The organism is Arthrobacter sp. N199823, assembly GCF_002929705.1.
Taxonomy (GTDB): domain Bacteria; phylum Actinomycetota; class Actinomycetes; order Actinomycetales; family Micrococcaceae; genus Specibacter.
Genome location: NZ_PJIN01000002.1, coordinates 531,649 through 558,014, shown reverse-complemented (window position 1 = coordinate 558,014; position 26,366 = coordinate 531,649). Strand labels below are relative to the sequence as shown.

Genomic DNA, 26,366 nt, shown 5'->3' with positions numbered 1-26,366 from the left:
AATTTCTTGAGAATTATCTGGCTTTTTTCTGGGCTACGGTCCAAGCATTTGAACCTGCCCATGATTATCTTTCGATTATATGGATTTACTTCTTCTCATTGTGCCGTAGCCGGGCTGATTACGCCACCGTAATGACTTGTGCGTCTGCGTGATCAGGCCCGCGGGTGGGCCGTGCGGTAGCTATCGCGCAGGCGTTCCACCGAAACGTGGGTATAAAGCTGCGTGGTGGCCAGGGAGGTATGCCCCAGAATTTCCTGCACTGCTCTCAAGTCGGCTCCGCCGTCGAGCAGGTGTGTAGCCGCAGAATGGCGCAGTGTGTGTGGACCAGTTGCGGAGGTATCCCCCATGGCCTGCAACAGCTTATCCACCACTGCGCGTACGGCTCGCTGATCGATCCTGCCGCCGCGTTTGCCCAAAAAGAGCGCAGCTCCGGTGCCGGGCTTGAGTAATGGTGCTCGTGCAAAGTCCAGCCAGGCGCCCAAGGCGCGGTCAGCGGGAACGCCAAAGGGAACAGTCCGCTCCTTGTTGCCCTTACCGAGTACCTTCAAGGTGCGCCGTTCGCGGTTGATGTCATCCACGTCCAGACCAGCCAGCTCGCCCACACGGATGCCGGTGGCATAGAGCAGCTCCACCATGGCCAGATCCCTGATGGCTATGGGGTCCCGCGTCTGTGTTGCCGCAATCAGTTCATCCAACAGCCGTTGTACTTGTTGTTGCTGCAGGACGGCAGGTAGCTTCTTCTCCCGTTGGGGGGCCTTCAGCCGGAGCGCCGGATCCACTGTGATGAGTTCTTCACGCAACGCCCAGGCCGTAAAGCTGCGGACCGTTGCTGCACGGCGTGCGAGGGTTGACCGGGCCAAGCCAGCACTGCTCTGCTCACCGAGCCAGCGGCGCAGGGAGCCAAGTTCGAGGTCCGCCACCGAGGTGTTGCCGTCAGCAACGGCATGGATCAGCAAGGCGTCCAGGTCACCCAGATATGCCCGGATGGTGTGTTCGGAACGGCCCCGTTCCATACGCAAGTAGCGCTCAAATGCAGCAGCCGCCTGGGCTAAAGCTGGCGGTAAGGCGGCGCGTTCTTCTGAATCCACACCTCCACTGTGCGCCAGCCGGCAGCCTGTGGCAAGTTACCCCGCCGCCACAGTCTGTTCTGGCGGCAGCGGAAATACCGGGTGGGGGATTTGGCTTATGGCTCAGCCAAGACCGGCAGACTGAAGGTAGGCCCCAAGAGTGTCATTGCCCAGTGCCTTGCCGATGCCGGCTATGGCGGAGTCGTCCCTGTTGACAATGGATTGACCGTCCGCGCTGTTCCCGGTGCCCAGGGTGGGCAAGGTGAAGGTGAGAACATCGGAGCCACGGATACTCTTCAGGCTCAGCGCCAAGGCACCCATCGTGCCAGAATCCAGGCTGGCATCCACGCTGACGTAAGGAGAAATTTTGTCCACCAAATCAGTCACTTTCAGCGGGTTGGTCAACGTTGCGGCCGAGAGGACTCCATTCAGCATGGCCCGCAGGAAGATCTGTTGGTCCTTGACTCGCTGGTAGTCTCCGTCGACGAAGGCGTACCGTTCTCGGACGAACGCCAACGCCTGGTCACCGTTGAGCTTTTGTGGGCCAGCCTTGAACGTGAATTGCCCGTGCAGGGATGTGAAGTCAAGCGGCACATTGACCTGCACTCCTCCGAGGGCGTCGGTGATGGACTTGAATCCCTCAAAATCTACTATGGCAACATGGTCAATTCTGGTCTTGAACATCCCTTCAAGGGTCTGGACCACCAGCGGAACTCCGCCGTAGGCCATGGCGGCATTGATTTTTGCTGGCCCAACGCCGGGGATATCCACCCACGTGTCGCGCATAATGGACATCAGGTATAGGTGCTTACGATCGGCCGGTATGTTCAGCCACATCATGATGTCAGAGCGCTGATTGGAGGGATCGCCGCCTTCTGCCAAATCCACGGAATCCCCGCGGCTGTCACTACCGAGCAGCAAGATGTTCATGGCTTTAGCGGCAGGACCGGCTGTGGGTTTGAGCGGCCGAGACGTCTCGTTCGGAAAAGCCTCGGGAATCTTGTGCGTCTGTGTGTCAATGGTATGGCCAAGATTGGCAACGAACACCACACTGCCCAGAGCTGCCGCCAGAAAGAGCGCCAGGACACCCAGCAAAATGTTCCTCCGGGTGTTTCGCCGGCGGCGGGCGGGGACTGCAGGCTCCGCATCGGTGCTCATAGGCTCATAATGCCACCGCCCCAAGGTTTTGTCTGTGTCCGGGCGGGATCATTGCTCCACCAACTACGCCGTCACTTGCGGCTCTTGCGTTTCCAGCCGCCAGCAAACCGTTCCGCCAGGCCGAGAGCCTCGAGCCGCCCTAGCCCTGCCAGCACCGTTGCCGCACTTAGTCCTGCCACCACGCAGAGCTTCTCAATGGATGTTGCCGTCCTCAGCGGCAGGGCATCCAGGAGCAAGAGGTCTGAGGTTCCCAATCCGTCATGCAGAGCCGGTACAACTTCGGGTTCAAAAGTAAGGTGTTGGCCGATGCCGCCTGCCAGCTCTGCGATATCAGCGGCATCCGTGACACACACGGCTGAGCCTTCCTTGAGCAGCCGGTGGCAGCCAGCAGAATTTGTCGAGTACACAGAACCGGGCACGGCACCCACCAATCTACTCAGGGATTCTGCATGATGTGCCGTGTTCAGCGCGCCCGACCGCCAGCGGGCCTCCACCACAACGGTGACCGAACACAGTGCAGCGATGAGACGGTTACGTTGCAGAAAGCGGTACCGCGTGGGGTTGGTTCCCGGAGGGACTTCGGCGATCACCAGCCCGCGCTCGGCGATAGTACGCAATAGATCTTCATTCCCGGAGGGGTAGAACCTATCCACTCCCCCGGCCATCACAGCAATAGTGGGCGGTGCCCCATCGGCAAAATCGTCTCCATCATAACCCTGGCCACGTGCTGGGCCGCCGATGGTTTGGCCTGCTGATTGGTTGGGCGCTCCAATCATGCCCAACGATGAACTCAAGGCACCCCTATGGGCATGGGCGTCAATTCCATACGCCCCGCCACTAATCACAGTGAAGTCACGTTGCACCAATGAACTGGCAATTTCCATGCTCACATTGGCCCCGTAACTGGTGTTATCCCGAGAGCCCACCACGGCAATGCATTTCTCTTGTTCAGGAATGAGGGCGTGGTTGCCCCTGCACCAGAGGGCAAGCGGCGCCCCCAATTGGAGGTCTTCAAGGGCCATGGGCCAGGAGGGGTCTTCTGGGACCAGTAATTGCCCGTGCAGTCTTTCCAACGTTGCCAGGTCACGTTCAGGTGCCACATCAGCCAGCCGTGGCCGCCACCGTGTCAGCACCTCCGCAAGGCCGGTCCACCGCTCGGTTCCGGCCTCGTTGAGAACCTCAGTAACACGTTGTTCCACCTGGGCATTGGAGGAATCGCTGCTTTGTATCAAGGACAGCGCGTCCTGGGGCCCCAGTACTTGAACGAGTGCCAGCCCCGGCAAATCCGAAGGCTCCATCAGCCGGGTCAAGGCCGCTCTAGCCACGCGCAGGGCGCGATTGGAGCCACTCTGCCTGGCTTCCATGCCGGACGCCACAGGCTGCCAGGCAGGGCTCTTGTATCCGCCAGAGCTGTTCGGTGCAGCCGGGCTATCCTGTGCGCTGAATACTTGCCGCGTCGCGGGCCCCTCGGTGCGCTCAATGCCATTCATGATATTTCTCCTCGTTGTCGCAATGTCAGGGCCAGGCCCACGTCATCACTGTCAGGGCGTTCGCGCCCCTGCAGATCCGCCACGGTCCACGCCAGGCGCAACACGCGGTCATAGCCTCGCGCGCTGAGGACTCCTGTTCCCATGGCCTTGTCCAACAGTGCGGTGCTGTGGCCACCTAGCCGCAAAGGCCCGCGCAGAACTCTCCCTGTGAGGTCGGCGTTGTGCACCAACCCCCATGGTTTAAGCCGCTCGCTGGCAATGGTGCGGGCAAGCTGCACGCGGCTGGCAACTTGCTGGCTGGATTCTCGTGGCCCGGAATCGGCTAGTTGCGCCAGCTGCACCTTGGTGACCTGAAGTTGAATATCCACCCGGTCCAGCAGCGGTCCCGAGAGCCGGCCAAAATAGCGGCGCCGGGCCATGGGCGTGCACTCACAATTAATTCCTTTGCCGGTAGCCTTCCCGCAGGGGCATGGATTCGCAGCCATCACGAGTTGGAAGCGGGCAGGATAGGACGCAGTGCCGGCCGAGCGGTGCAACACCAATTCCCCGCTCTCCAGGGGTTGGCGCAGCGCATCCAGAACCCGCTTATCAAATTCGGGGGCCTCGTCCAAGAAGAGCACGCCCCGGTGGGCGCGAGTGGCGGCCCCCGGACGTGGGATGCCGCTTCCGCCGCCAATGATGGCCGCCGTGCTAGCCGAGTGGTGCGGCCGTTCATAGGGCGGACGGCGCACCAACTCCATCAGGCCGGAGCCCCTGTTGTCCAGAGAATGAATGGCTGTGACTTCCATGGCCTCTGCATCACTGAGATCAGGGAGCAGCCCAGGTAGCCGTTCCGCCAGCATGGTTTTTCCGGAACCCGGTGGTCCCACCATCATCAGGTGATGTCCCCCGGCCGCGGCAATCTCCAACGCCAGGCGGGCCACTGGCTGGCCCGCCACTTCTGATAGATCCGCCAGCGGTTGCGCAGCAGCAGTGGACTGGCCTGTCTTGGACTCGGCGTTACCGCCAGTCCAGCCACCATCAACACCGCAAAGGTCCTTGGGATCGGCGTCAAAATCGATGGCCACTTGAGCTAGATTCTCGTAACCGCGAACCTTGGCACCCTTGACCAGCTGTGCTTCGGCCAGGTTGGCCGTACCCACAACAAATTCTCTGCACCCGGCAGATAACGCAGCCAAGACGGCAGGGAGCACGCCTCGCACGGGGCGCAGCCGCCCGTCCAGTCCGAGCTCGGCGAGGAACACAGTACCACCGGTGCGGCGCACGTTGCCGGCCGCATTCAAGGCCGCCATCACAATGGCCAGATCAAACCCTGATCCCTTTTTGGGAAGTGATGCCGGCACCAGATTCACAGTGATTTTCCGCCGACTCAACGGGATGCCGGAGTTTTGGGCCGCTGACCGAATCCGCTCCCGAGCTTCATTCAGCGAGGCATCAGGAAGTCCCAGCAGCACAAAATTTGGCAGCGTCTGGCCGATGTCAGCCTCAACTTCAATGACGTACCCATTGAGTCCCACCAGCGCCACGGAGAGGGCTCTTCCCATGCCCATCAGGCCACCCCTTTGAGGTGATCTATGGAGGGCGGTCCACACTGATCCATCACAATGCCCACCGCGTCAATACGCAGAGATCCAACGACATAGTGGTGCTCCCGCGCCCACAACACTGCCAAAGTACGCAGCCGCAGCAATTTGGCCCTAGTCAGCGCTTCCAGAGGGTCGCCGTAACGGCGAGAGCGACGCGTCTTCACCTCCACAATAACCAGCTCGCCACCGTCCAATGCCACCAGATCGATCTCACCGCTGGCGCACCGCCAATTACTGTCGATGACCCGGATTCCCCGGTCTTCCAAGTAATCTGCCGCCATCCGCTCACCGGTCTGGCCGAGTATGTCCTTTGTTCTCATGACTGCCTCCACTGCCAGCTTGGCGTGCTTCATGAAACGAAGAAAGGCCTCAACCCCCGATTGTGGATAGCTGCCCGGCAGCACTGTCTGTGAGGGACTCAATGTCCGCAAAATACCGGATTATTGCTGCCAATACTCCTCCCAGACGTACTACCCAGACGCAGCAGTGCCCGGCCGGAATATTCCGACCGGGCACCCGGGTCCTGGCACTTTTGGCATCTTACGATGGGCCTGTCACTGTTCGGCCAGCGTCAAGCCGAATAGAAAGCCGCGTCAGGTAGCAACCTGAGTGGCCAGTGTAAGCAGCCGCGTTAGTAAGCCACCGTGAAACGCTGATTGCGGTGGGCAGGCGACTCAACCTCGTCAATCACTGCGAGTCCAAAGTCCGCACCGGAAATGTTGGAGTTGCCCGCGTCATCAACGAGCAATACATCGCCACCCGTGCGGTAGGCCCCGGTGGCTTCACCGGGGGCAAAGGCACCGAATCCGCCAGCGGGGCTGACATAGAACCAGTCCAGCTCGGCCGAGGCGTCCTTGGCCATTTCCAACAGGCGTCCTGCTGTCCGTGACTCCGGCAGAATCTCAGCCGGGAACCCTGGCGTGTCCATGACGAGGGGCCCACCCAGGGCAACCTGCAGGGAGCCCGCTCCACCAATGATGCCCAAACGCGCACCGGCTGCTGCAACCAAAGGCAACAAGTCCGCCACAACGTCTTCCAGCTTGCCCACCAGCTCGCCTCGGGGTGAAAGAGCCTCAATGACAACATCAGCATCGCCAATGTTTTGCGCTAAGAAGTCTGCATCCAGCACCGATCCGGTGATGTACGTTGCGCCATCAACCGGGCTCTCTGGCAGCTTGCGGCTCAGCGACGTCACTTCATGCCCACGCTTGACAGCCTCACGAACAATGTTGCTCCCGGCGTACCCAGTTCCGCCGATGACCTTGATCTTTGCCATTCTGATTACTCCTTGTCCGTGGCTCATGTCCACGCCCATTTATGGTTTCTAAAAGAGAGTAACACACCATTGGATACTTCACTTGATAGACTGAGGGTTCAATCGGTACGGAGAAAAGACTAATGAATCAGCCAATGTGGGATCCCTACAATCGCAACTGCCCGTCCCGGCAAGTCCTGGATAGGATCGGGGACCGCTGGAGCGTGCTCGTTGTAGGCGCCTTGAGTCAGGGACCGCTGAGGTTTTCCGCGCTGGCTAAACGGGTGGACGGCGTGTCACAAAAAATGCTGACGCAGACCCTGCGAGGCCTGGAACGTGACGGCCTGATTATCCGCACCATGTACGCCCAAATCCCGCCGCGGGTGGAGTACCAGCTGAGCGAATCGGGCACCAGTTTGGCCCAACCAATCCTTGCCCTGGAGACGTGGGCCAAGGACAATATGCCCATCATTATGAGTGCCCGCGAGACTTACGACGCAAAGCAGTCCCCTCAGAAATAATGCCCACACGCAGCAAAGGGAAGGTCGACGGCGAAACGTACGTTTCGTCGTCGACCTTCCCTTAATCATTTAGTGGGTTAAGGTAGGCCCGGAAAGCATCAGCCGAAGTTGCCCAGCTGTCCGTCCTTGGGTATCTGCAGATCATCGGTCTTCATCAGCTCTTCGACGTTGACGTCCTTGAACGTGATCACGCGGACGTTCTTCACGAACCGTGCTGTCCGGTAGACGTCCCACACCCAGGCGTCCTGCAGGGTCAGGTCAAAGTAGACCTCGCCGTCTGCCGAGCGAGCCTGCAAATCAACATGATTGGCCAAGTAGAAACGTCGTTCAGTCTCCACCACGTAGCTGAATAAGTTCACCACGTCACGGTATTCGCGGTAAAGCTGCAGTTCCATCTCGGTTTCGTAGTTTTCCAGATCCTCAGCACTCATGCTTCCATCATCCATCACGCGGGGCCAAGATACCCAACGGGGCACACGCAGCGGTAGGTACAGTGGCACACGCGGCGGCGAAAACTAGAGCAGCCGCCACGTCTGGCGGTGGTAGTCGGTGGGGCCAAACTGGGCAATGGCAGCCTTGTGCGTCGCCGTTCCATAGCCCATATTGGCATCCCAGCCGAACGCCGGAAACTGCTGCGCCAGCTCCGCCATGATGCCGTCACGTTCCACCTTGGCCAAGACGCTGGCGGCAGCAACGGACATGCACGTCATGTCGGCCTTGATGCGCGTCTGCAGCCGCCATGGCGCCGGGGTTTCCTCCGGCTCCTGGGGCTCATGCGCCGAGAACAAGTCAAAGTCACGCTGCACCGGAACGGAGAGCCAGTCCTGATTGCCATCCAAAATCACAAAGTCAGGGATCACTGACGCCGCGGCTTGAGCCATGGCGCGTGTGCCGGCCAGCCGTAGCGCGGCTACGAGTCCCAGGGCATCAATTTCCAAGGCTGTTGCATGACCGACAGCGCTGGCGTCCGCCCATTCGATAATGGCTGGCACCAGGGCTTCGCGGACGGGAATCCGTAGCAGCTTGCTATCTTTGACCCCGGGCAATTCCACGGCGGTCTCTGGGTGGATGATGACCACACCAACGCTGACGGGGCCAGCGAGAGAGCCTCGACCCACTTCATCGCAGCCAGCCACCGCATGGTATCCCTGAGCCGCGAGTTCCCGTTCCCAGTCAAGGGTGGGAGCCGCTGCCGCCATTAGGGGCCTGCCGGAGTGGGAGTGGGGGAACTGACGCTTTCGCTTTGGGGGGCGGGAACATCGGCGAACACTTCTGGATAGTTGCCTAGGATGCCCACACGGGACAGCGGCCATGCAATGACAACTGCCCTGCCCTCAACATCTGAAATGGGGACAAATCCGGTCCCATTAAGACTGTTGTGAGCACGGGAATCCATGGAGTTGTTGCGGTGATCGCCCATAACCCACAAGTGTCCCTCGGGAACCGTCACGGAGAACGTTGTGTCTGACGGTGACGCACCGGGGAAGAGATACGGCTCGGTGATGGCAGTGCCGTTGACGCTCAGTTTGCCGTCACTGGTGCAGCAAACGACTTTATCCCCTGGCATGCCGATGACCCGCTTAATGAGGTGCTGCTCGGAGCTATCCGGTGCCAGGCCGATGAACGTGGCGACCTCGTTGAGCCAACCCGAGGGTTTGTTAGCAACGGGTTCTTCACTGAGCCAACCCTGAGAATCCTTGAACACTACAACATCGCCGCGCTTGAGGCCGATGGGCTGGGGCACCAACAAGTTCACGAAGATTCGATCGTTGATTTGAAGGGTGTTTTCCATGGAGCCGGATGGAATGAAGAAGGCTCTAAACAAGAACGTCTTGATGAGGAAGGACAGCACCAAGGCAATGAGAACAATGGTGAGGATCTCTTTGCCCCACGCCAATGCCTGCCGGCCCACCTGCTGACCTGTTGTCAATGGCACCTCAACGACTGGATCCGACGCCAGGTGGCGGGCCCGAAGATCTTGACGCACCCGCTCATCTAACGAAGCCGGCTCGGCTCCCCCTACGGGGTCCGGCTCATCGGTTTCTTCGGGATCACTGTGTTGCGTCAACGTTTATTTCCTTAGCAAAGTCAGGTCAAAGAAAGGGCGATCGCACTCGGGCAAGAGCTCGGGACGGATAGCGGGGGCCAATACCGAGGTGATACCTACGGCAAGCCACTTTTACTTGTGCCGTTAGGGCTTGCACCCGAATCAGTGTCCAGCATGTGTATCCGACCCAGGGGCCACACCGTGGCGACGGGTGTTCCAATGACCCTGTCAGTTGACACCAGGCCACCACCGGGAGAACCCAATAAGGACCTCGAATCCAGCGAGACATCACGGTGATCACCCATAAGCCACAACTTACCCTCTGGGACAGTGACCTCGAACGTCAACGCGCTGGGTTCATCCCCTGGATACAGGTAACTCTCAGTAACGGGCACACCATTAATTTCCAACAGACCCTCTGACGAGCAGCACTTAACAGTATCTCCGGCAACACCTAAGACGCGTTTGACGTAAATGTTGTCATTGGGCACAAGGCCCAGCCACTGCCCGGTAGCCACAATGCCGTCAGCCACCGGACCTGCTCCGGATTTCAAGGGCAAAAAGGATCCTCGGCCATCAAAGAGGACCACGTCACCGCGCTCAATGGGCTTGTTGGTGAAAGCCAGCCGGGAGACCAATACGCGGTCACCTGTGAGTACCAGAGGTTCCATTGATTCAGAAGGAATGTAGTAAACATCCATCCACACATTGCGAACCAGCGCCAGGAAGAAAAAGACAATAATTACGGCAATAACAACAAAACGCCAGCCCAGTTTCCTGGACTGGCGTTTCGCTTGAGTCAAAGTGCGACTCCCCTTTGTTACTTGGTGGGGAGGTTGTCGCGCTTTTCCTTGATCTTTGCAGCCTTGCCGCGAAGGTTACGCATGTAGTACAGCTTGGCACGACGAACGTCACCCTTGGTGACAACTTCGATCTTGTCCAGAACCGGGGAGTGTACCGGGAAGGTACGCTCTACGCCGACGCCGAAGGAGACCTTGCGGACCGTGAAGGTCTCGCGGATGCCGTCGCCATGACGGCCAAGGACGAAGCCCTTGAACAGCTGAACACGTGAGCGGGAACCTTCAATAATGTTCACATGAACATTAACGGTATCGCCGGCACGGAAGGCGGGGATGTCGCTGCGCAGGCTAGCTGCGTCAACAGAATCGAGAATCTGCATTTTTCTCACTCCAGACAAACGCCACAGGTCATTTGCTTTGTGTCACATTTTCCATGGACGGCACGAGGCCAGTCATGGAGAACGAAAGAATTGGACCGGATTCCATGGATGGAATACCAGCGTGCCGCCCTGTTGACGATCGCTCCCCCTGTGGCAGGAGTGCGCCCAGTAGGCACTTCTACATATTTTGCCATATCGATGGCCGTCAAGCTAATCAGGGCGAGCCCCGGCATGAGATTTCCTCACACTTTAGTCATCTTCTCGACGAACTGCCTTACCATCGACGACGGCGTACCCCAGTTCCCACAGAACGTTGCGATCCGCTTTGCTGAACTTAGAGACGTCAAGAACGTCAATGAGGTCAGGACGACGATCGGCGGTGCGGCGCAATTGCAGTTCCTTGCGGAACTTGGCGATCTTTCCGTGGTTCCCGCTGAGCAACACCTCCGGCACTTCTCGATCGCGCCATACGGAAGGCTTGGTGTAGACCGGGTACTCGAGCAAGCCATCGGAGTGGGATTCTTCAATGAGGGATTCCGGGTTACCCACCACGCCGGGCACCAAACGGCCAATGGCTTCCACCATCGCTAAGACAGCTACTTCGCCGCCATTGAGCACATAGTCGCCCAGGCTGACGGGACGCACAATGTAATCATCCGCGGCCCATTCCAATACCCGCTCGTCAATGCCCTCATACCGGCCACAGGCGAAAACCAAGTGTTCGGTCTCTGCCAGTTCATAGGCCAACGCTTGATTGAATACCTCACCGGCAGGCGAGGGCACAATCAAGGTGGGCAACACGCCGTCGGGCGCGGGAGAAGAAGCGGCAATGTCCGTCAGGGCCATCGCCCATGGCTCCGGCTTCATGACCATGCCGGCGCCACCACCATAGGGGGTGTCGTCGACGGTGCGGTGGCGATCTGCTGTGTAGCTGCGCAGGTCATGCACTACCAGCTCCAGCAGCCCCTCGGTGCGGGCCTTGCCAATGAGGCTCAGATCAAGGGGAGCCAAATATTCGGGGAAGATGCTGACAACGTCAAATCGCATTACTCGGGCTTTCCTTCTGAACCATCCGAACCATCAGCGCCATTGAGATCGGCAGCTTCGCCGCTTTCATCATTCTCAGAGGCGTCCTTATTGACAGTGAACAAGCCGGCCGGCGGGGTGAGCAGGACGTAACCCTCCTCAATGTTGACCTCGGGGACGATCTCGTCCACGAAGGGCACCAGGACTTCATCGCCATCGGAGTCTTCAACGATGAGCAGATCCTGCACGGCCTGGGTGCGCAACCCTGTCACCTTGCCAACCTTGTTTTTGCCGACCCGGACCTCAAGGCCCAGCAGCTCGTGTTCGTACCAGGCGTCGTCGTCCTCGTCGTCATCTGATTCGAAGAACATGGTGGCGCCACGGAGCAACTCCGCGTCATTGCGGGTATTGGTACCTTCAAAGCCGAGCAGCAAGATGTCCTTGTTCCAGCGCGAGCTCCTAACAGTCAGGGTGCCGAGCTTTGCCGGTTCCACCACGAACTCGGATCCGACCGCAAAGCGGGAATCGGGGGCATCGGTGAGGACCAATACGGTGACCTCACCCTTGATGCCATGGGGCTTGCCAATCCGGGCAACCTGGACCTGCATGGGAACTCCTAAGTTATTGCTGAATAAACTGCGAAAAATTTGGGGAAAAAAGTTTGGCCCCGTCACCATTATGGTGCCGGGGCCAAACGTTTGGCTTCACTGCTGAAAAACTTCACGCAACCTTAGCAGTTGCGCAAGCTCCGGGCAGGTTAGTGGCGGCGGTCCGTGTCAACAACGTCAACACGTACTGACTCGCCGTTGGCCAAAGCAGCAACTACAGTGCGCAAGGCACGTGCGGTGCGACCCTGACGGCCAATAACCCGGCCCAGATCGTCTTGATGAACTCGCACCTCGAGGGATTCCCCGCGGCGGTTGTTCTTGACGCTCACCTTAACGTCCTCGGGAGAGTCAACAATCCCGCGAACCAGGTGCTCCAGCGCTTCGGCCAGCAAGCTACTCAGCCTCGGTGCTCTCAGTTACTTCTGCCTCGTCGGCCTTCTTGGCCTTCTTGGTGATGGCTTCCTTGACAACAACGTTCTTGGCCTCAGGAGCAACGAATGCTTCCTTCGGAGCCTTGGTCTTCAAGGTGCCTTCGGCGCCCTTGAGTCCCTTGAACTTCTGCCAGTCACCGGTGATCTTCAGGATCTTGGCAACAGGCTCAGACGGCTGAGCACCGACGGAGAGCCAGTACTGAGCGCGGTCGCTGGTGACCTCGATGAAGGACGGGTTTTCGGTGGGGTGGTACTTACCGATTTCCTCGATGGCACGGCCGTCACGCTTTGAGTGTGAGTCCATGACGACGATGCGGTAGTACGGGGCGCGCATCTTGCCGAAGCGCTTAAGGCGAATCTTTACAGCCACTTTTGTGGTTACTCCTGTTTCGAAAAAGGGACGAAATCCGTTTTACGCTCCCGTGGGGCGGGCCGTGCGGCGGACTTCTAAGGACAGGATCATCACACGGAGAGAGGGGCCATGCGGATCGAGTACCTGTCCATTATGCCAGACAATCCCTACCCACGGCGACGTGTTACTGGCCACGTTTGGCAAATGACCTGTCTCGCTACGCCTCACACGCAAAAAAGACACCGATTCCGCTTTTCGATACCGGGATCGCGGGATCATAAAGCGGAATCGGTGTCATTTCCGAAACGGGCTGAGCCCACAGCCGCGAGGGACCCGCCGCGAGCTGGCGAGCGGTGCGAGCGGCTGGGGATTACTCAGCGGAGTAGTAGAACAGCCCCATCTTGGCGTTGCTTTCAGCGGCCGAAAGGGCAGCGGCAGCCATGGCTGTCAGTGCACGCAGCAGCGGCTCGGTGACCTCGGGAGTGGATTCCATCTCCTCGGCAGCAGCCCACTGAGCAGCCAGCTCCACGACCTCTTCGGGATCTTCAGGGGCATTGAGCTCCGCAAAGACCTCCAACAGCGCATCCGGAACAGCGAACAGGGTGTCCAGCTCAATGTCGACCAGGCTCAGCTCGGCAGCAACACCTGTTGCATGAACTTTCTTGACGGCAAGTTCGCCAAGTACTTCAATCTCAAAGTCGCTCAGTCCGGGTGTGGGCAGTACCGGCACATCGATCTGGGGCGATTTCCCGGACTGCCGCGCTTTGGCACGAGCGACTGCCTGGTGGTGGTCGGCAATGAAGAACTCAGAGTAATTGGCCACGCAGAAGCCTTTCAAGTTGGTGATCCGGCCCGCTTCCGGTGCCGGAGCGCCCGCTGATTACTTAGACGGACTGTCCACTACCAACACTAACGCGAATTTTGTTCATCCACGGATCATCAAAGCGGAGCTCGGCACCGGTGTTGGCGACGGCAATGCCGTGGTGAGCCAAACGCTGCGCCAAGGCGCCGACGTCGTCCTTACCCGGAAGCTGAATGAGTACTTCGCCCAGCCCCAGGGTGTCCTTGCGGGGACCAGCGCCGCGACTGTTCCAGACATTCATGGCCATGTGGTGGTGATAGCCGCCGGCGGAGACGAACAGTGCCTGACCGTGGAAACCAGAGGTCTTCTCAAAGCCGAGCGTGTCAACGTAGAAGGATTCGGCCGTCTTGATATCTCCAACTTGCAGGTGCACATGGCCAATGTCGGCAGCTGACTGGCGCTGACCAACAACTGCTTCTTCGGTCAGGTGCCGCTGCAGGTAGTGCTGGGGCGAGAGGGCCAGTGAGTCCATGTCAACTTCGCCATTGCTCCAGGTCCAGGCATCGCGGGGGCGGTCCCAGTAGAGCTCGATGCCGTTACCTTCAGGATCGGTGAAGTAGAAGGCCTCGGACACCAGGTGATCGGCGCTGCCAGCAAAGGCCTGCGGGCTGTACTGGGCCGCGGTGGCCACGGTGGCGGCCAGAGACGCTTGATCATCGAACAGCAAGGCGGTGTGGAAAAGTCCAGCTTCTCCGCGGCCGGGAATATGCAGGCCACCGGCCGGCTGGAGGTGCACCAGCGGGGTGGTGCCGCGGCCCAAGTACTGGCCGCCGTCGGCTTCGGCAACCACATCAAGCCCGAGGGCCTTCTGGTAGTAGTTGCTCATCAGGGTCATGTCGCCAACCTTGAGCATCACGGTGCCCATGGTGAGGTCGGCGGAAAGCAGATCGTTTTGTACAGTCATGATGTCTCCAAGGTTTGTTGTTGCTTCTATAGTAGCAAACTACTTGAAGCTTCAACCTATTCCCGAGAGGTCAATTTTATTCGCATGGCGATCCGGGCTCCCTTGGCGTCCAAGAAAGCCTCGTGTTGGCGAAGTTCTGCCAGCTCTGGAGTCCACTGCTCGTGGGGAAGCTCACTAAAGCCGCAACTGGCATAAAAGGGGGCATTGAACGGAATGTGCGCAAAGGTAGTGAGCGTCATGGAGTGAAACCCGGCCTCGGCTGCCCACGCAATGGCGGCGTTAACTAACTGCCGCCCAATCCCCTGCCGCGCATACTGCGGGCTTACGGACAACTGAGCCATATGGGCCTGGTTATCGACGATCTCGAGCCTGACAAAACCGGCCGGTGGACGCCCCGCAACCATGATGTGATAGGCGTCGGCGTAATCCTGCGCCGAGTCCGGGGCGGGAAAGTCCGCGATGGACAGGGGCGGATCGAGGGCCTCAAAAGCCGCATCTGCTTCGGCTTCTATGGCAGGAAGTAGGGCAAACTCAGGCAAGGCGGCCGGGCGGATTTCCAACATCTCAGAAGACTATCCGCTGGGTGTGACAATCAGAATGGTTCAGGCAGAATAGCTCAGGCCGGATCAGCATCCGCAGACTGTACGGCGCTGCGCGCTGTGGCCGCTGTGGCCTGGATGAACTGTTCAATCTGTGCTGCACCGGCGGCGGTATCGTGAGGCCGGTGCCCGCTGCGTAGAACAACATGTTTGGCCCCGGTGCTCTCCAAGTAATCGGCAACCTCTTCATACAACGGCTCCCAACCGCCCGTGAGCACCAGAGTAGGCACCCCGGCAATGATGAGCAGCGGGGCCGCCGACGACGGTAACTGCAGCCTCGCCCGGGCCGCCCGGCGAGCCACCGGCTCCGCCGCTCCCGCCGTGGTCACTGCCAGCAAAGTATTGAACTCCATGAGGAACTCGGCATCGCCAAGCTCCCCGGAACGGGCGAACAATTCCGCCACACGCGCAGAATACGCCGCACTTGCCGGTAGTTCGGCTGTCAGTGACGGCAACAAGGGCTCAATCAGAACCAGCGACGTGACCAGATCAGGGCGCTGCACCGCTGCCATCATGGCGGCCACGGCTCCCTGAGCATGGGCCACCACGTGCCCGCCATGGCCCAAAGCATCGATGACAATTTTGGCATCCGCGGCAAAGTCAGTTGCTGTGACAGGTGCGACGGCGTCAAATCCCGTGCGCTTGAGAAAGAGACAATCGTAGTTCCCGGCGAGGCGGTGTTGGGCTGGCCAGGCAGCGGCTCCATAGCTATCCATGCCGTGGACAAACACAATCCGGGTTTTACTCATTGATGCAGGTTACCGGATGGGCCTGACATTCCCGTGCGCCCACGTCGCCGAGACCGACGGAGAGCCGTCGAGTCAGACGTAGCGCTGCGTCGGTCTCGACGGGGGTCCGTCGGTCTCGAGCACCATGCCCTGAAACGCAAAGGCTACTTCCCGAGGAACTTCTCGAATCCCTTGGGCAGGTTCAGGCTGCTCGGATCGAAGTCCTCCGCGCCGGCGCCGAAAGCTGCTCCCGTGGGCAACGCCTTGGGTGCGCTGGCCTTCTCCTGTGCGGCCTTCAACTCAGCAGCAGCCTTGGCCGGGTTACCGGAGCGAGCCTTCTTCTTGGCGCCCTGCTTACCCTTGCGGGCGCTGTTGAAGCCGCCGGGGCCAGCAACGCCAGGCATGCCCGGAATTCCGCCACCCTGAGCCATCTTCTTCATCATCTTCTGGGCCTGACCGAAGCGCTCCAGCAGGCCGTTGACCTCGGAAACGTGCACGCCGGAACCCTTGGCGATGCGGGCGCGGCGGGAACCGTTGATGATCTTCGGTGCAACACGCTCGTGCGGGGTCATGGAGCGGACAATGGCCTCGACGCGGTCAATCTCGCGCTCGTCGAAGTTTTCCAGCTGCTGACGCATGCCGGCGGCACCAGGCATCATCATGAGCATCTTCTTCATGGAGCCCATTTTGCGGATCTGCTGCATCTGAGACAGGAAGTCATCCAGGGTGAAGTCTTCCTGGTCGGCGAATTTCTGCGCCATCCGTTCGGCTTCGCCCTTGTCCCAGTTCTTTTCAGCCTGCTCGATGAGCGTGAGGACGTCACCCATGTCAAGGATGCGGCTGGCCATACGGTCCGGGTGGAACAGCTCAAAATCGTCCAAGCCCTCGCCCGTGGAGGCGAACATGACCGGCTTGCCAGTGATGGAAGCAACCGAGAGGGCGGCACCACCGCGGGCGTCGCCGTCGAGCTTGGTCAGCACGACGCCGGTGAAATTGACGCCTTCGTTGAACGCCTGGGCCGTGTTGACGGCATCCTGGCCGATCATGGCGTCAATGACGAACAGGACCTCGTCGGGGTTGATGGCGGCGCGGATGTCCGCAGCCTGCTTCATCAGTTCGGCGTCAATACCCAGGCGGCCGGCGGTGTCAACAATGACAACGTCGTGCAGCTTGGACTTGGCCTCGGCCAAACCAGCCAGGGCAACTGCTACGGGATCGCCCGTGGCGGATTCAAATTCGCTGGACACGCCCGGGTGCGGGGCGAACACGGGAACGCCTGCGCGCTCACCGTTGACCTGCAACTGCTTGACAGCGTTGGGGCGCTGCAAATCCGCGGCCACCAAGAGCGGGCTGTGACCCTGCCCCTTGAGCCACTTGGACAGCTTTCCGGCGAGGGTGGTTTTACCGGCACCCTGCAGACCGGCCAGCATGATCACTGTGGGCGGGTTCTTGGCCAGATTGATGCGCCGAGTTTCCCCGCCCAAGATGGCAACGAGTTCCTCGTTGACGATCTTCACAATCTGCTGCGCCGGGTTCAGCGCCTCATTAACCTCGGAGCCCAAAGCGCGTTCGCGGACCTTTGCGGTGAACGCGCGGACCACGGGCACGGCAACATCGGCGTCCAGGAGGGCGCGGCGAATCTCGCGCACTGTGGCGTCGACGTCGGCCTCGCTCAGCCGTCCCTTGCCACGCAAGTTCTTAAAAGTTGCTGTCAGCCGGTCAGATAGGGAGTTGAACACGCGCCGGGTACTTCTTTCGTCAGGGATTAACCAACGCCCGCGCGGGACAGCCCAATGGCCGGCCCGCGCATGAACGCGGCAATTTACGTTAGTCAGGATGAGAACGGCGGGACGGCGCTAACACCGCCCCACTCCCTTTCCTGAGGGACTCAACTATCAAGGGTACCAACTACGCCGACTCTTCGCTGCACATTCTGCCTCGACATTGGCAATTGCGCCACAGGGAAAATTTCCACCCCGCACACGCGCAACACCATCAAAAACAGTGACGATTGGTGGCATGCTGAAGTGGTGATGAAATCCACTTCTGACACAGGTACTGCAAGCACATCCTCCCCCGCCCAGCACGACGCCGGGTCCCCGGCTTCCTCTGGCAGCGCGGCGCAACGGATCAAGAGTCTGGTGATCCTGGGGGCATCAGGTGATCTGACCGGCCGGCTCTTGCTGCCCGGTGTTGCCAGGCTGATTGCCTCGGGCCGAGCGCCCGGGCTGACGTTGGTGGGCGCCGGCAATGATGACTGGACCGCCCAGCAGTGGCAGGACCGGCTCACGGAGAGCTTTACGGCCTCGCTTGCACCGGATGAGAAATCGGATGGAAAGCCTGGTGGCGGATCCACCGCCGAGGGCATCAAGGAACTCAAACGCGTTCAAAAAGACAGCAGCTATCACCAGCTGGATGTGACGGCCAAGGGCGCCTTGGGCGAGTTCCTGACCGATATCGAGGGCCCGGTGGCTTTGTACTTTGCCTTGCCACCGGCCGTGAGCCAGAAGGCCTGTGAGGTTCTGCGCAAGCAGGATCTTCCTTCCGGCACCCGCTTGGTCATGGAAAAGCCGTTTGGCTCAAGCGCCGAATCCGCCCGGGAACTCAACGCCACGCTAGCCAAGCTGGTCCCCGAAGACCATATCCACCGAGTGGACCACTTCCTCGGAAAATCGACAGTCCTCAACGTCATTGGCCTACGTTTTGCCAACCGCCTACTGGAACACTCTTGGAACAGCGAGCATATTGAAAAGGTGGAGATCATCTTTGATGAGTCCTTGACCTTGGAAAACCGGGCCCGCTACTACGACCACGCTGGTGCTGGGCGTGACATGATCCAGAGCCACCTGCTGCAAATCATGGCGATCATGGCCATGGAGCCCCCAGCAACATTGGGCGAAAACGATGTACGCTCCAACATTGCCGCCGTGCTGCGTGCCAGCACCATCGGCCCGCAAGGCAGTACAGACTTCGCAACCCACTCTCGCCGGGCCCGCTACACGAGCGGGAGCATTGGCGACCGTCAGGTTCCCGACTACCTCTCCGAAGAAGGCGTAGACCCCGCCAACGACACCGAGACCCTGGCCGAAGTTGAGGTCTATGTAAACAACTGGCGCTGGGCGGGGGTGCCGTTCATTTTGCGTTCCGGGAAGGCCTTGGGCCGGACCCGCAAGGAAGCCGTTGTCACGTTCAAAGCTGTCCCCCACTTGCCCATTGGCTTCAAGGGCACCGACTCCCCCACGCGTCTGCATATTGGTTTCGGACCGGAAACTCTCACGCTCGATCTGGACGTTATTGGTCCTGGCAATCTCTTCACGCTGGACCGTGTCCAGTTGGAAGCTGTTCTAGGTAGCGATCCTTTGTTGCCCTACGGTGAAGTGCTCGACGGCGTACTCAGCGCGGACCCGCTCCTCTCGGTCCGAGGCGATACCGCTGAGGAATGCTGGCGGATCGTGGAGCCAACATTCGCCGCTTGGAAGTCCGCAGCAGTTCCTATGGAGGAATACCCGGCAGGCTCTAATGGCCCAGAAGCGTGGACAACCAGCGGCGATTAAGACGCTCGCTCTGGGCCAGCCGTTGGTTTTCTAGCCGTGATTTGCCGCTGATTTAACCGTGGCTTAACAGCACAAATGACGCAGCTGCTACACCCGAACTTTTGGGTGCAGCAGCTGCGTCATTTCTTAGCTGAGTTGAATCAGATGAATTCGATCAGATGGCGGCGACGCCTCGCTCTCCGGTGCGTACGCGCATGACTTCCTGCACGGCCACCATCCATACCTTGCCGTCGCCCGGGTTTCCGGTGTTGGAGCTGCCAACAATAACGTCCATCAAATCCCACGCCACTTCATCTGACGCTAGTACTTCAATACGAACCTTTGCATGAAGGTCCACTGCATATTCAGCGCCTCGGTAGACTTCGGTGTGCCCGCGTTGACGTCCGTAGCCGTGTGCGCTGCTGATGGTCAGACCTTGCACTCCGTAGCTTTCTAGTGCGTTGCGGACGTCGTCCAGCTGTTCGGGCCGAATGATGGCGGTGATCAGTTTCATGCGTCTACCTTTACTTCGGTTGTGGCTGCCGTTGCAGGCTCGGAGGTGACGCTTCGCTTCTCGGTCATCGGCACAAAGCTGCCGGTGGCGCGGCCACCGAAGTCATAAGCGGACTCGGCGTGGACTGATACATCCACTCCCGCTGCTTCGTCGGAGGATGAGATCCGGAAGCCCATGGTCTTGTTGATGACCCAGCCGATGGCGTAGGCAATGACGAAAGAGTAAATCATGACTGCGCCAGCGGCGATTGCCTGCTTGCCGAGCAGTTCCAGCCCGCCTCCATAGAAGAGGCCCTGTCCGGCTGCGGGTGAGTTGGGATCGGCGGCGAAGCCAATGAACAAGGTGCCAACCAGGCCACCCACCAAGTGCACGCCGACCACGTCGAGCGAGTCATCGATGCCCAGACGGTACTTCAAGCCAACAGCCAGGGCGCACACTGCGCCTGCCAGCAGACCCAGAACGATGGACCACATGGGAGTCAGTGCCGAGCATGCCGGGGTGATGGCTACCAATCCAGCCACGGCACCCGAGGCTGCACCTAGTGAGGTGGCGTGTCCGTCACGGAGCTTCTCAACGATCAGCCAGCCAAGGATTGCTGCGGCGGGGGCGGCGAGGGTGTTGATCCAGGCGTAACCGGCTACAGCGTTGGCACCGAGCGCGGAGCCGGCGTTGAAGCCGAACCAGCCGAACCAGAGCAGACCGGCACCGAGCATCACGAAGGGAAGGTTGTGAGGACGGTGGCTGGGATCCTTGCCGAAGCCCTTGCGGCGACCCAGGATCAGGGCGAGCGCCAGAGCCGCTGCACCTGCGTTGATGTGTACGGCGGTTCCACCGGCAAAGTCAATGGCTCCCATGCCTTGGCCGATCCATCCACCTGTGGGGTTCCCGTCAGCATCCTCAGTAAAGGAGAACACCCAGTGCGCTACGGGGAAGTAAACCACCGTGACCCAGATAGCCGCGAAGGTCATCCACGCGCCGAACTTGGCACGGTCAGCGATGGCACCGGTGATCAGGGCCACGGTGATAATGGCGAAGACAGCTTGGAAGCCAACAAAGACAATTTCAGGAATGGTGCCAACTAGTGGCGCCCCGTCGCCTGTATCCAAAACGCCCTGCAGTCCCAGCTTCTCCAACGGGTTACCCAGAAGTCCGCCGCCTACATCAGAACCAAAGGTGGCTGAGTAACCGAAGACGACCCACAGAACGCCGACAAGACCAATGGCACCGAAGCTCATCATCATCATGTTCAGGACGGCTTTGGCACGAGTCATGCCGCCGTAGAAGAATGCAAGTCCCGGGGTCATCAGCAACACTAGAGCTGCTGAGATGAGGACCCATGCTGTATCGCCAGTGTTCATTGAGCTGGCCTTTCGTTGCAAGAGTTGTTGACTGCCTCGGCTTACGAAGCTGTGTACTTTGGACTCTTACAATGAAAGTTCACCCGTGTTTCACGGCGGAGTGAGTAAAGTTTCCACCGCGTTACATCTGGGCCGGCAGGGTTAACTTGGCGCGTCGGGAATGTTTCCGGCGTATTTCCTGCGCTTCAGCGATCCTGCTTGCGTCATCTTTTGCAACGGACTTTGCCGCTAGCCCATCAGACCACGCGCGCCTTGGTGACGGCCACGGCGATCTGCACCCTGTTGGAGACCCCCAACTTGGTCATGATGTTGGAAACAATCAGCTTTACTGTCGCTTCGCTCATGTGCATGGAGCCGGCAAGCTGCACGTTCGTGGAGCCTTCGGCCACACCTTGGGCAATAATGCGTTCGCGCGGATTCAGGCTCTCGAACCTTGTGCGCTGGCTCGCATCGAAACTCCGGCTGCGCTTCATGAGGGTTTCACGGGCACTACGGTTGACCAAGAGTGCCCCGCCCCGGTGAATCATGCGGAGACCAACGGGCAGATCCTCTGCCAGCAGTCCCTGGTTCAGGAAGGCACAGACGCCTGAGAACACTAAGGACTCAGCCAAGTCAAAAGGAACATCCCCCATGACCACCACAGTGGGCGGCACGGGAAGTTGATTCAGGGAGCGGCAAGTCTGTGCCAGCTCGGCTGCTTGCATGCTGGCGTCGATCAAGACCATGTCAACGGGTCCGGCAGCCATCAACTGCAGCACCTCCTCCGCATCAGCGGCAAATCCTGCAACGTCAATGAAATCAGCACCCCGCAGGAGCTGGCTCAGCCCCAGCCCGGTGATGTAGTTACAGCCCACCAGCGCCATTCGAAGAGTTCTGGTTTTTTCTTTTCTACCAGTCATTAATGTGTCCACTGTGATCAGTCCCCCTCTGAAAGTTTTTTCCTGCTTGTGGCCCCCGCCACGGGAGGTCCTTGAGTACATCGCGATCGATGAATGATGCGTCGTAGAGTTCCGAGAGCGCAGTGTAAGCACTTTCATAAATTTCACGCTACGGACCGTCTATTTTTTTACCCTTAAACCGACTTAATCGTAGCCCAAACATTTTGGACATCTGGCCAAAGAGACTAACCAAAGGGCAAGTAGTGATCGATCCCAAGGCTACTGTTCAGTAACATTGTTGGCGTCATGCCGCGGAATTTCCGGCTACTAACCATGCGGACAATACAGGCTTGGGAGTTGGAATTTGTTTTGTAAAATCTAAAAGGGTTAAATTACAGGGTTAAGTTACAGGGTTAAGTCGCAGGGTTAAAAAGGAAAGTGCCCGCCGAAGCGGACACTTTCCTTTTTTATTATATTCGAGCGGTTCAAATCGCTCCGCGCGCAAGACTACTTCAGTTAGTTCAGCAATGCGTCCACAAAACTCTCTGCGTCGAAGGGGGCCAGATCGTCGGCACCTTCACCCAAACCGACCAGCTTCACGGGCACGCCGAGCGTTTTCTGGATGGCCACCACGATGCCGCCCTTGGCGGTGCCGTCGAGCTTGGTCAACACAATGCCGGTGATGTTGACAACCTCGGCGAAGACCTTTGCCTGAGTCAGGCCGTTCTGGCCGGTGGTTGCGTCAAGGACCAACAACACCTCGTCAACCGTTGCCTGCTTTTCAATGACGCGCTTGACCTTGCCAAGTTCATCCATCAGGCCAACCTTGTTCTGCAGCCGGCCAGCGGTGTCAATCATGACAACATCAACTTCCTGCTCAATGCCCACCTTGACCGCCTCGAAGGCGACGGAGGCTGGGTCTGCCCCATCGACGTCGGACTTCACAGTGGGAACACCCACGCGGGCACCCCAGGTGGCCAGCTGCTCGGCGGCGGCGGCGCGGAAGGTGTCAGCCGCGCCGAGCAGCACGTCCTTGTCCTCGGCCACTAACACCCGGGCCAGTTTGCCAACGGTCGTGGTCTTGCCCACGCCGTTGACGCCAACCACCATGAGCACGGCGGGGCGGTCATCGTGACGGGAGATGTTCAGCGTGCGGTCCATGGTGGGATCCATCAGCTTGATGAGTTCTTCACGCAGCATGGCCTGGACATGTTCGGGGCTGCGGACACCCAGAACCTTCACGCGGTCGCGCAACGTGTCCACGAGATCCATGGTGGAATCAGTGCCGATGTCCGCCAGCAGCAGCGTCTCCTCGACCTCTTCCCACACGTTCTCGTCAATGGTGTCGCGGGAGAGCAGCGCCAGTAGGCCCTTGCCCAGCGCGTTGTTGGACTTGGCCAGGCGCGCACGCAGGCGCACCAGGCGGCCTTCTACGGGCAGCGGGGTCTCCAGCGATGGGGCCGCGGGTGCTTCCGGCTCAAGCTCTACGGTCTCGAGGTCTGGCGTCCCAATGTCCGACGGCGGCCCCTGGGGTTCCGGGCGGTCCTCCACCAGAGTGCCGCCACCCTGGGCGTCAGTGCTGGCGGCTGAGTCCAGGGGTGCCGGGTCATTGGCATCACGGGGGCCGGTGTAATTCTGGCTGCTCCGGCGGGCCTTGAGGAAGACGGGGATGAGACCGCCAATGACGGCGAGTCCAACCACGATGGACAGGATGATGGGGAGAAATTCGTTCACCCCAACAGTCTCTCACGGGCACGGTCAGAGCCAGCTTTGAGTGCCGATTTCACAGCCGTCTTGACCCTGTGTGGGACACTCATCAGTGATGTCATCCTCTAAGCCCTCCTCGAAGAAGTCACTCGATCTGCCCGCGGTGAAGCTCCCCCGCGAGATCAAGGTGCTGGTCGCTGCCGCATTCATGATTGCCATTGGCTTTGGGATCGTGGCTCCCGTGCTGCCGCAATTCGCGCAAAGCTTCGACGTCAGCGTCAGCGCCGCCGCCGTAGTGGTCAGCGCCTTTGCCTTCACCAGGCTGCTTTTTGCGCCGCTGAGCGGCTGGCTCGTGGAGCGGATGGGTGAGCGCCGCACCTATATTTTGGGCATCCTGATTGTTGCTGCGTCCTCGGCAGCGTGCGCCTTTGCCCAGAATTACTGGCAACTGCTGCTGTACCGGGGCCTCGGCGGAATTGGCTCCACCATGTTCACCGTGGCAGCCATGGGCTTGCTCATTAAAATGGCCCCTCCCGCAGCGCGCGGACGGGTGTCAAGTCTGTACGCCGGGTCATTTTTGCTCGGCAACATTGCCGGACCGGCCGTGGGCGGATTATTGGCAGGGCTGGGCATGCAATTGCCCTTCTTGGTCTACGCGTGCGCCCTGGTTTTGGTGGCTCTATTGGTGGCAACTCAGCTGCCAGCGGTCTCCAGCTTGAGCGCACGGACCGGCGGTGCTGGCGGCGCTGCGGGTGCTGCCGTTGCTACTGCCGCGATGAAGAAGGAAGCCCTGCCTCTGCGGGTTGCCTTGGGCATGCCTGCCTACAGGGCGGTGCTGGCGTCCGGTTTCGCCAATGGCTGGTCCGCCTTCGGCATCCGCATGGCCTTGGTGCCGCTGTTTGCCACCACGGCGCTGGGCGCCGGCTCCGAGGTAGCCGGCATCTCCCTCGCCGTGTTTGCCATTGGTACCGGTATAGCGCTGACCTTCTCTGGCAAGTTGGCCGATGCGTGGGGCCGTAAACCCATGATCATCGCCGGATTGGCAGTGAACGGCATTGCCATGGGCGTCCTCGGCTTCACGGGTAATGAGTTCTGGTTCTTCGCAGTCTCAGCCATCGCGGGACTAGGCAGCGGACTCATGGGCCCGGCCCAACAAGCCACCGTGGCCGACGTGATTGGTAACGAACGCTCAGGCGGGAAGGTCCTAGCCACCTTCCAGATGAGCTCGGACCTCGGCGCTATCATCGGACCCATTGCCGCGGGAATCCTGGTCGATTCCTTCTCCTACGGCCCTGCATTCCTGATGGCTACAGCTGTGGCCTTCCTGGCTGTTCTGCTCTGGCTCCCGGCGAAGGACACCAAGCTTCTTCCGTAAAACTGAGCCGCGGGGCCGCATGAAGGACTCTCACACCAACGGCCGCAGTGCCTTCAGCGCCGTCGATCCGCCCACAGCGCCCGCCAGCTCTGCCAGCGCTGCGCCATGCAACGCACATAGCTCCGCCGCACGGTCGCCCGGCTGTCCCCCTGCGTCAAAGTCAGCGCCGTGGAAGTACAAATCCGGGGACAACAGCTGCGTGCCGAAAAAGCCGCTCATCGTGCCAGCGAGATCCCGCGTTCCCAGGAAGTGCTCCCCAGAGGCTCCCGTCATGACGATAGCAACGGGCGTTGCGGCCAGTGGTTCCGCCCCCGCTTTTCGATCGATCCTTTCCAACAGCATCCGTAGGGCAGCGGTGTGCGTGGCCCGGTAGGTGGGGCTGCCAAGAACGACGGCGTCCGCCTCAGCGATGCGAGCCACCACGTCCGGGTGGTCATGGCGGATCAGTTCTGTTGTGGCGCCATGGCTGGCTGCGCCGGCCAGAACAGCCTGCACGGCTGCTGCCGTCTTCCCTGGGCCATACGGACTTGCGTCAACTCCGACAATTTTCACGCAGGAGCCCCCACGAGAGCTGGTGCGCTGTGGAGCTGACCATAAGTACCTCGGTAAAACAGCAGTGGATCTCCGTGCGCCCTCGCTTCCAGGGCGTGGACGGAACCCACCACAATGGTGTGGTCGCCGCCGTCGTACTCTTGGTGAAGTTCACAATCCACCCAGGCAAGCGCCTGATCCAGGATGGGGTTCCCCAACGGCGAATCTGTGTAGGCAACCCCGGCGAACTTGTCGGACCCGGAGCGGGCAAACTGGGCCGACAGATGACGGTGCTCGGCGGGCAGAATGTTGATGGTGAACCTGCCGGTGGCACGCAATAGCGGCCAGGTGGAGGAGGTCCGGGCCGGGCTGAAGGTCACCAGTGCCGGATCCAGCGACAGTGAGGCGAAGGATTGGCAGGTGAAGCCGGCAGGACCTTGGGGTGTCTCGGCAGTGATGATGGTCAGTCCCGTGGCGAAATGGCCCAGGACGTTGCGCAGCTGGGTGGGGGTGACGGAGGGTTGGGATGTCATGGCGCTTCCTTTCGTTGCTGTCTGGCCAGACCATCATGGTGGCGCTGCGCCAGCCAAGGTTCCGTTCATGGCAGGCAATACTGCTCAATAGTGCTCAACGGCGAGTGACACAGCGTCACAATT

General features: G+C 59.9%; 29 protein-coding genes. 3 read left to right on the top strand and 26 right to left on the bottom strand.

The genetic code is table 11. The features are described from left to right. Positions 1–152: 152 nt before the first annotated feature. The 6 genes from CXQ93_RS06430 to CXQ93_RS06405 all read right to left on the bottom strand — a co-directional run bounded on the left by CXQ93_RS06430 (position 153) and on the right by CXQ93_RS06405 (position 6,577). A complete protein-coding gene (locus CXQ93_RS06430; RefSeq protein WP_104109586.1) occupies positions 153–1,088 on the bottom strand; it encodes a tyrosine recombinase XerC in 936 nt (311 codons plus the stop codon). Between the two features lie 102 nt (positions 1,089–1,190). Continuing rightward, on the bottom strand, positions 1,191–2,225 hold the full coding sequence (locus tag CXQ93_RS06425; RefSeq protein ID WP_104109585.1) for an LCP family protein: 1,035 nt from the start codon (positions 2,223–2,225) through the stop codon (positions 1,191–1,193). A 71-nt stretch (positions 2,226–2,296) separates the two neighbouring features. After that, positions 2,297–3,589 (bottom strand): DNA-processing protein DprA, encoded by a 1,293-nt coding sequence (locus CXQ93_RS06420; RefSeq protein ID WP_104109768.1) that lies wholly within the window; start codon positions 3,587–3,589, stop codon positions 2,297–2,299. A gap of 122 nt (positions 3,590–3,711) precedes the next feature. Then, positions 3,712–5,265, bottom strand: a complete 1,554-nt coding sequence (locus CXQ93_RS06415; RefSeq protein ID WP_104109584.1) for a YifB family Mg chelatase-like AAA ATPase — start codon at positions 5,263–5,265, stop codon at positions 3,712–3,714. Next, positions 5,265–5,621: a YraN family protein gene (locus CXQ93_RS06410; protein ID WP_104109767.1), complete on the bottom strand. Its 357-nt coding sequence runs from the start codon at positions 5,619–5,621 to the stop codon at positions 5,265–5,267. Before CXQ93_RS06410 ends, CXQ93_RS06415 begins: the two co-directional genes overlap by 1 nt. Before the next feature lie 311 nt (positions 5,622–5,932). Beyond that, on the bottom strand, positions 5,933–6,577 hold the full coding sequence (locus CXQ93_RS06405; RefSeq protein ID WP_104109583.1) for an NAD(P)-dependent oxidoreductase: 645 nt from the start codon (positions 6,575–6,577) through the stop codon (positions 5,933–5,935). A 122-nt stretch (positions 6,578–6,699) separates the two neighbouring features. On the opposite strand from CXQ93_RS06405, the gene CXQ93_RS06400 reads away from it, so the two are divergent. Then, entirely contained in the window at positions 6,700–7,077 is a 378-nt protein-coding gene (locus tag CXQ93_RS06400; protein WP_104109582.1) for a helix-turn-helix domain-containing protein, read from the top strand. A 98-nt stretch (positions 7,078–7,175) separates the two neighbouring features. Here CXQ93_RS06400 and CXQ93_RS06395 read toward each other — a convergent pair whose 3' ends face one another. The 14 genes from CXQ93_RS06395 to ffh all read right to left on the bottom strand — a co-directional run bounded on the left by CXQ93_RS06395 (position 7,176) and on the right by ffh (position 17,553). Beyond that, the gene (locus CXQ93_RS06395; RefSeq protein ID WP_062287623.1) at positions 7,176–7,508 is read right to left on the bottom strand and encodes a DUF2469 domain-containing protein; all 333 of its coding nucleotides are present in this window, start codon (positions 7,506–7,508) and stop codon (positions 7,176–7,178) included. An 84-nt stretch (positions 7,509–7,592) separates the two neighbouring features. Further along, the gene (locus CXQ93_RS06390) at positions 7,593–8,276 is read right to left on the bottom strand and encodes a ribonuclease HII (protein ID WP_104109581.1); all 684 of its coding nucleotides are present in this window, start codon (positions 8,274–8,276) and stop codon (positions 7,593–7,595) included. Then, complete coding sequence (gene lepB / locus CXQ93_RS06385) at positions 8,276–9,145, bottom strand: signal peptidase I (protein ID WP_104109580.1); 870 nt, start codon at positions 9,143–9,145, stop codon at positions 8,276–8,278. Before lepB (CXQ93_RS06385) ends, CXQ93_RS06390 begins: the two co-directional genes overlap by 1 nt. Before the next feature lie 95 nt (positions 9,146–9,240). Continuing rightward, the gene (lepB, locus tag CXQ93_RS06380; RefSeq protein ID WP_104109579.1) at positions 9,241–9,927 is read right to left on the bottom strand and encodes a signal peptidase I; all 687 of its coding nucleotides are present in this window, start codon (positions 9,925–9,927) and stop codon (positions 9,241–9,243) included. 17 nt (positions 9,928–9,944) lie between these two features. Then, positions 9,945–10,304: a 50S ribosomal protein L19 gene (rplS, locus tag CXQ93_RS06375; protein ID WP_104109578.1), complete on the bottom strand. Its 360-nt coding sequence runs from the start codon at positions 10,302–10,304 to the stop codon at positions 9,945–9,947. Positions 10,305–10,553: 249 nt separating this feature from the next. Continuing rightward, positions 10,554–11,351, bottom strand: coding sequence for a tRNA (guanosine(37)-N1)-methyltransferase TrmD (gene trmD, locus CXQ93_RS06370; protein WP_104109577.1), 798 nt, complete (start codon positions 11,349–11,351; stop codon positions 10,554–10,556). Then, entirely contained in the window at positions 11,351–11,938 is a 588-nt protein-coding gene (gene rimM / locus CXQ93_RS06365) for a ribosome maturation factor RimM (protein WP_104109576.1), read from the bottom strand. The genes trmD and rimM overlap by 1 nt, the downstream gene beginning before the upstream one ends. Before the next feature lie 149 nt (positions 11,939–12,087). Next, the gene (locus CXQ93_RS06360; RefSeq protein ID WP_062287604.1) at positions 12,088–12,330 is read right to left on the bottom strand and encodes an RNA-binding protein; all 243 of its coding nucleotides are present in this window, start codon (positions 12,328–12,330) and stop codon (positions 12,088–12,090) included. Between the two features lies 1 nt (position 12,331). Further along, a complete protein-coding gene (gene rpsP, locus CXQ93_RS06355; protein ID WP_104109575.1) occupies positions 12,332–12,739 on the bottom strand; it encodes a 30S ribosomal protein S16 in 408 nt (135 codons plus the stop codon). 352 nt (positions 12,740–13,091) lie between these two features. After that, on the bottom strand, positions 13,092–13,544 hold the full coding sequence (locus tag CXQ93_RS06350; protein ID WP_104109574.1) for a hypothetical protein: 453 nt from the start codon (positions 13,542–13,544) through the stop codon (positions 13,092–13,094). A 61-nt stretch (positions 13,545–13,605) separates the two neighbouring features. Then, positions 13,606–14,487: a VOC family protein gene (locus CXQ93_RS06345; RefSeq protein WP_104109573.1), complete on the bottom strand. Its 882-nt coding sequence runs from the start codon at positions 14,485–14,487 to the stop codon at positions 13,606–13,608. 56 nt (positions 14,488–14,543) lie between these two features. Further along, complete coding sequence (locus tag CXQ93_RS06340; protein ID WP_218712170.1) at positions 14,544–15,050, bottom strand: GNAT family N-acetyltransferase; 507 nt, start codon at positions 15,048–15,050, stop codon at positions 14,544–14,546. Positions 15,051–15,103: 53 nt separating this feature from the next. Next, positions 15,104–15,835 carry an alpha/beta fold hydrolase gene (locus tag CXQ93_RS06335; protein ID WP_104109572.1) on the bottom strand — a complete coding sequence of 244 codons (732 nt, stop codon included), beginning with the start codon at positions 15,833–15,835 and terminating at the stop codon, positions 15,104–15,106. A gap of 143 nt (positions 15,836–15,978) precedes the next feature. Then, complete coding sequence (gene ffh, locus CXQ93_RS06330) at positions 15,979–17,553, bottom strand: signal recognition particle protein (RefSeq protein ID WP_104109571.1); 1,575 nt, start codon at positions 17,551–17,553, stop codon at positions 15,979–15,981. Between the two features lie 294 nt (positions 17,554–17,847). On the opposite strand from ffh, the gene CXQ93_RS06325 reads away from it, so the two are divergent. Continuing rightward, complete coding sequence (locus CXQ93_RS06325; RefSeq protein ID WP_104109570.1) at positions 17,848–19,368, top strand: glucose-6-phosphate dehydrogenase; 1,521 nt, start codon at positions 17,848–17,850, stop codon at positions 19,366–19,368. 154 nt (positions 19,369–19,522) lie between these two features. Here the strand turns inward: CXQ93_RS06325 and CXQ93_RS06320 are convergent, their stop codons facing one another. The 4 genes from CXQ93_RS06320 to ftsY all read right to left on the bottom strand — a co-directional run bounded on the left by CXQ93_RS06320 (position 19,523) and on the right by ftsY (position 23,831). Continuing rightward, positions 19,523–19,861, bottom strand: coding sequence for a P-II family nitrogen regulator (locus tag CXQ93_RS06320; RefSeq protein ID WP_062287583.1), 339 nt, complete (start codon positions 19,859–19,861; stop codon positions 19,523–19,525). Next, positions 19,858–21,219 (bottom strand): ammonium transporter, encoded by a 1,362-nt coding sequence (locus CXQ93_RS06315; RefSeq protein ID WP_104109569.1) that lies wholly within the window; start codon positions 21,217–21,219, stop codon positions 19,858–19,860. Before CXQ93_RS06315 ends, CXQ93_RS06320 begins: the two co-directional genes overlap by 4 nt. Before the next feature lie 236 nt (positions 21,220–21,455). Beyond that, positions 21,456–22,118: a response regulator transcription factor gene (locus tag CXQ93_RS06310; protein WP_181036070.1), complete on the bottom strand. Its 663-nt coding sequence runs from the start codon at positions 22,116–22,118 to the stop codon at positions 21,456–21,458. A gap of 495 nt (positions 22,119–22,613) precedes the next feature. Then, positions 22,614–23,831, bottom strand: a complete 1,218-nt coding sequence (ftsY, locus tag CXQ93_RS06305; RefSeq protein WP_104109567.1) for a signal recognition particle-docking protein FtsY — start codon at positions 23,829–23,831, stop codon at positions 22,614–22,616. 88 nt (positions 23,832–23,919) lie between these two features. Here ftsY and CXQ93_RS06300 point away from each other — a divergent pair, with 88 nt between their 5' ends. Then, positions 23,920–25,179 carry an MFS transporter gene (locus tag CXQ93_RS06300; RefSeq protein WP_104109566.1) on the top strand — a complete coding sequence of 420 codons (1,260 nt, stop codon included), beginning with the start codon at positions 23,920–23,922 and terminating at the stop codon, positions 25,177–25,179. A 30-nt stretch (positions 25,180–25,209) separates the two neighbouring features. On the opposite strand, the gene CXQ93_RS06295 is transcribed toward CXQ93_RS06300, so the two are convergent. Then, the gene (locus tag CXQ93_RS06295) at positions 25,210–25,731 is read right to left on the bottom strand and encodes an NADPH-dependent FMN reductase (RefSeq protein ID WP_104109565.1); all 522 of its coding nucleotides are present in this window, start codon (positions 25,729–25,731) and stop codon (positions 25,210–25,212) included. Next, positions 25,728–26,243, bottom strand: coding sequence for a flavin reductase family protein (locus CXQ93_RS06290; protein WP_104109564.1), 516 nt, complete (start codon positions 26,241–26,243; stop codon positions 25,728–25,730). Before CXQ93_RS06290 ends, CXQ93_RS06295 begins: the two co-directional genes overlap by 4 nt. Between the last annotated feature and the right edge of the window lie 123 nt (positions 26,244–26,366).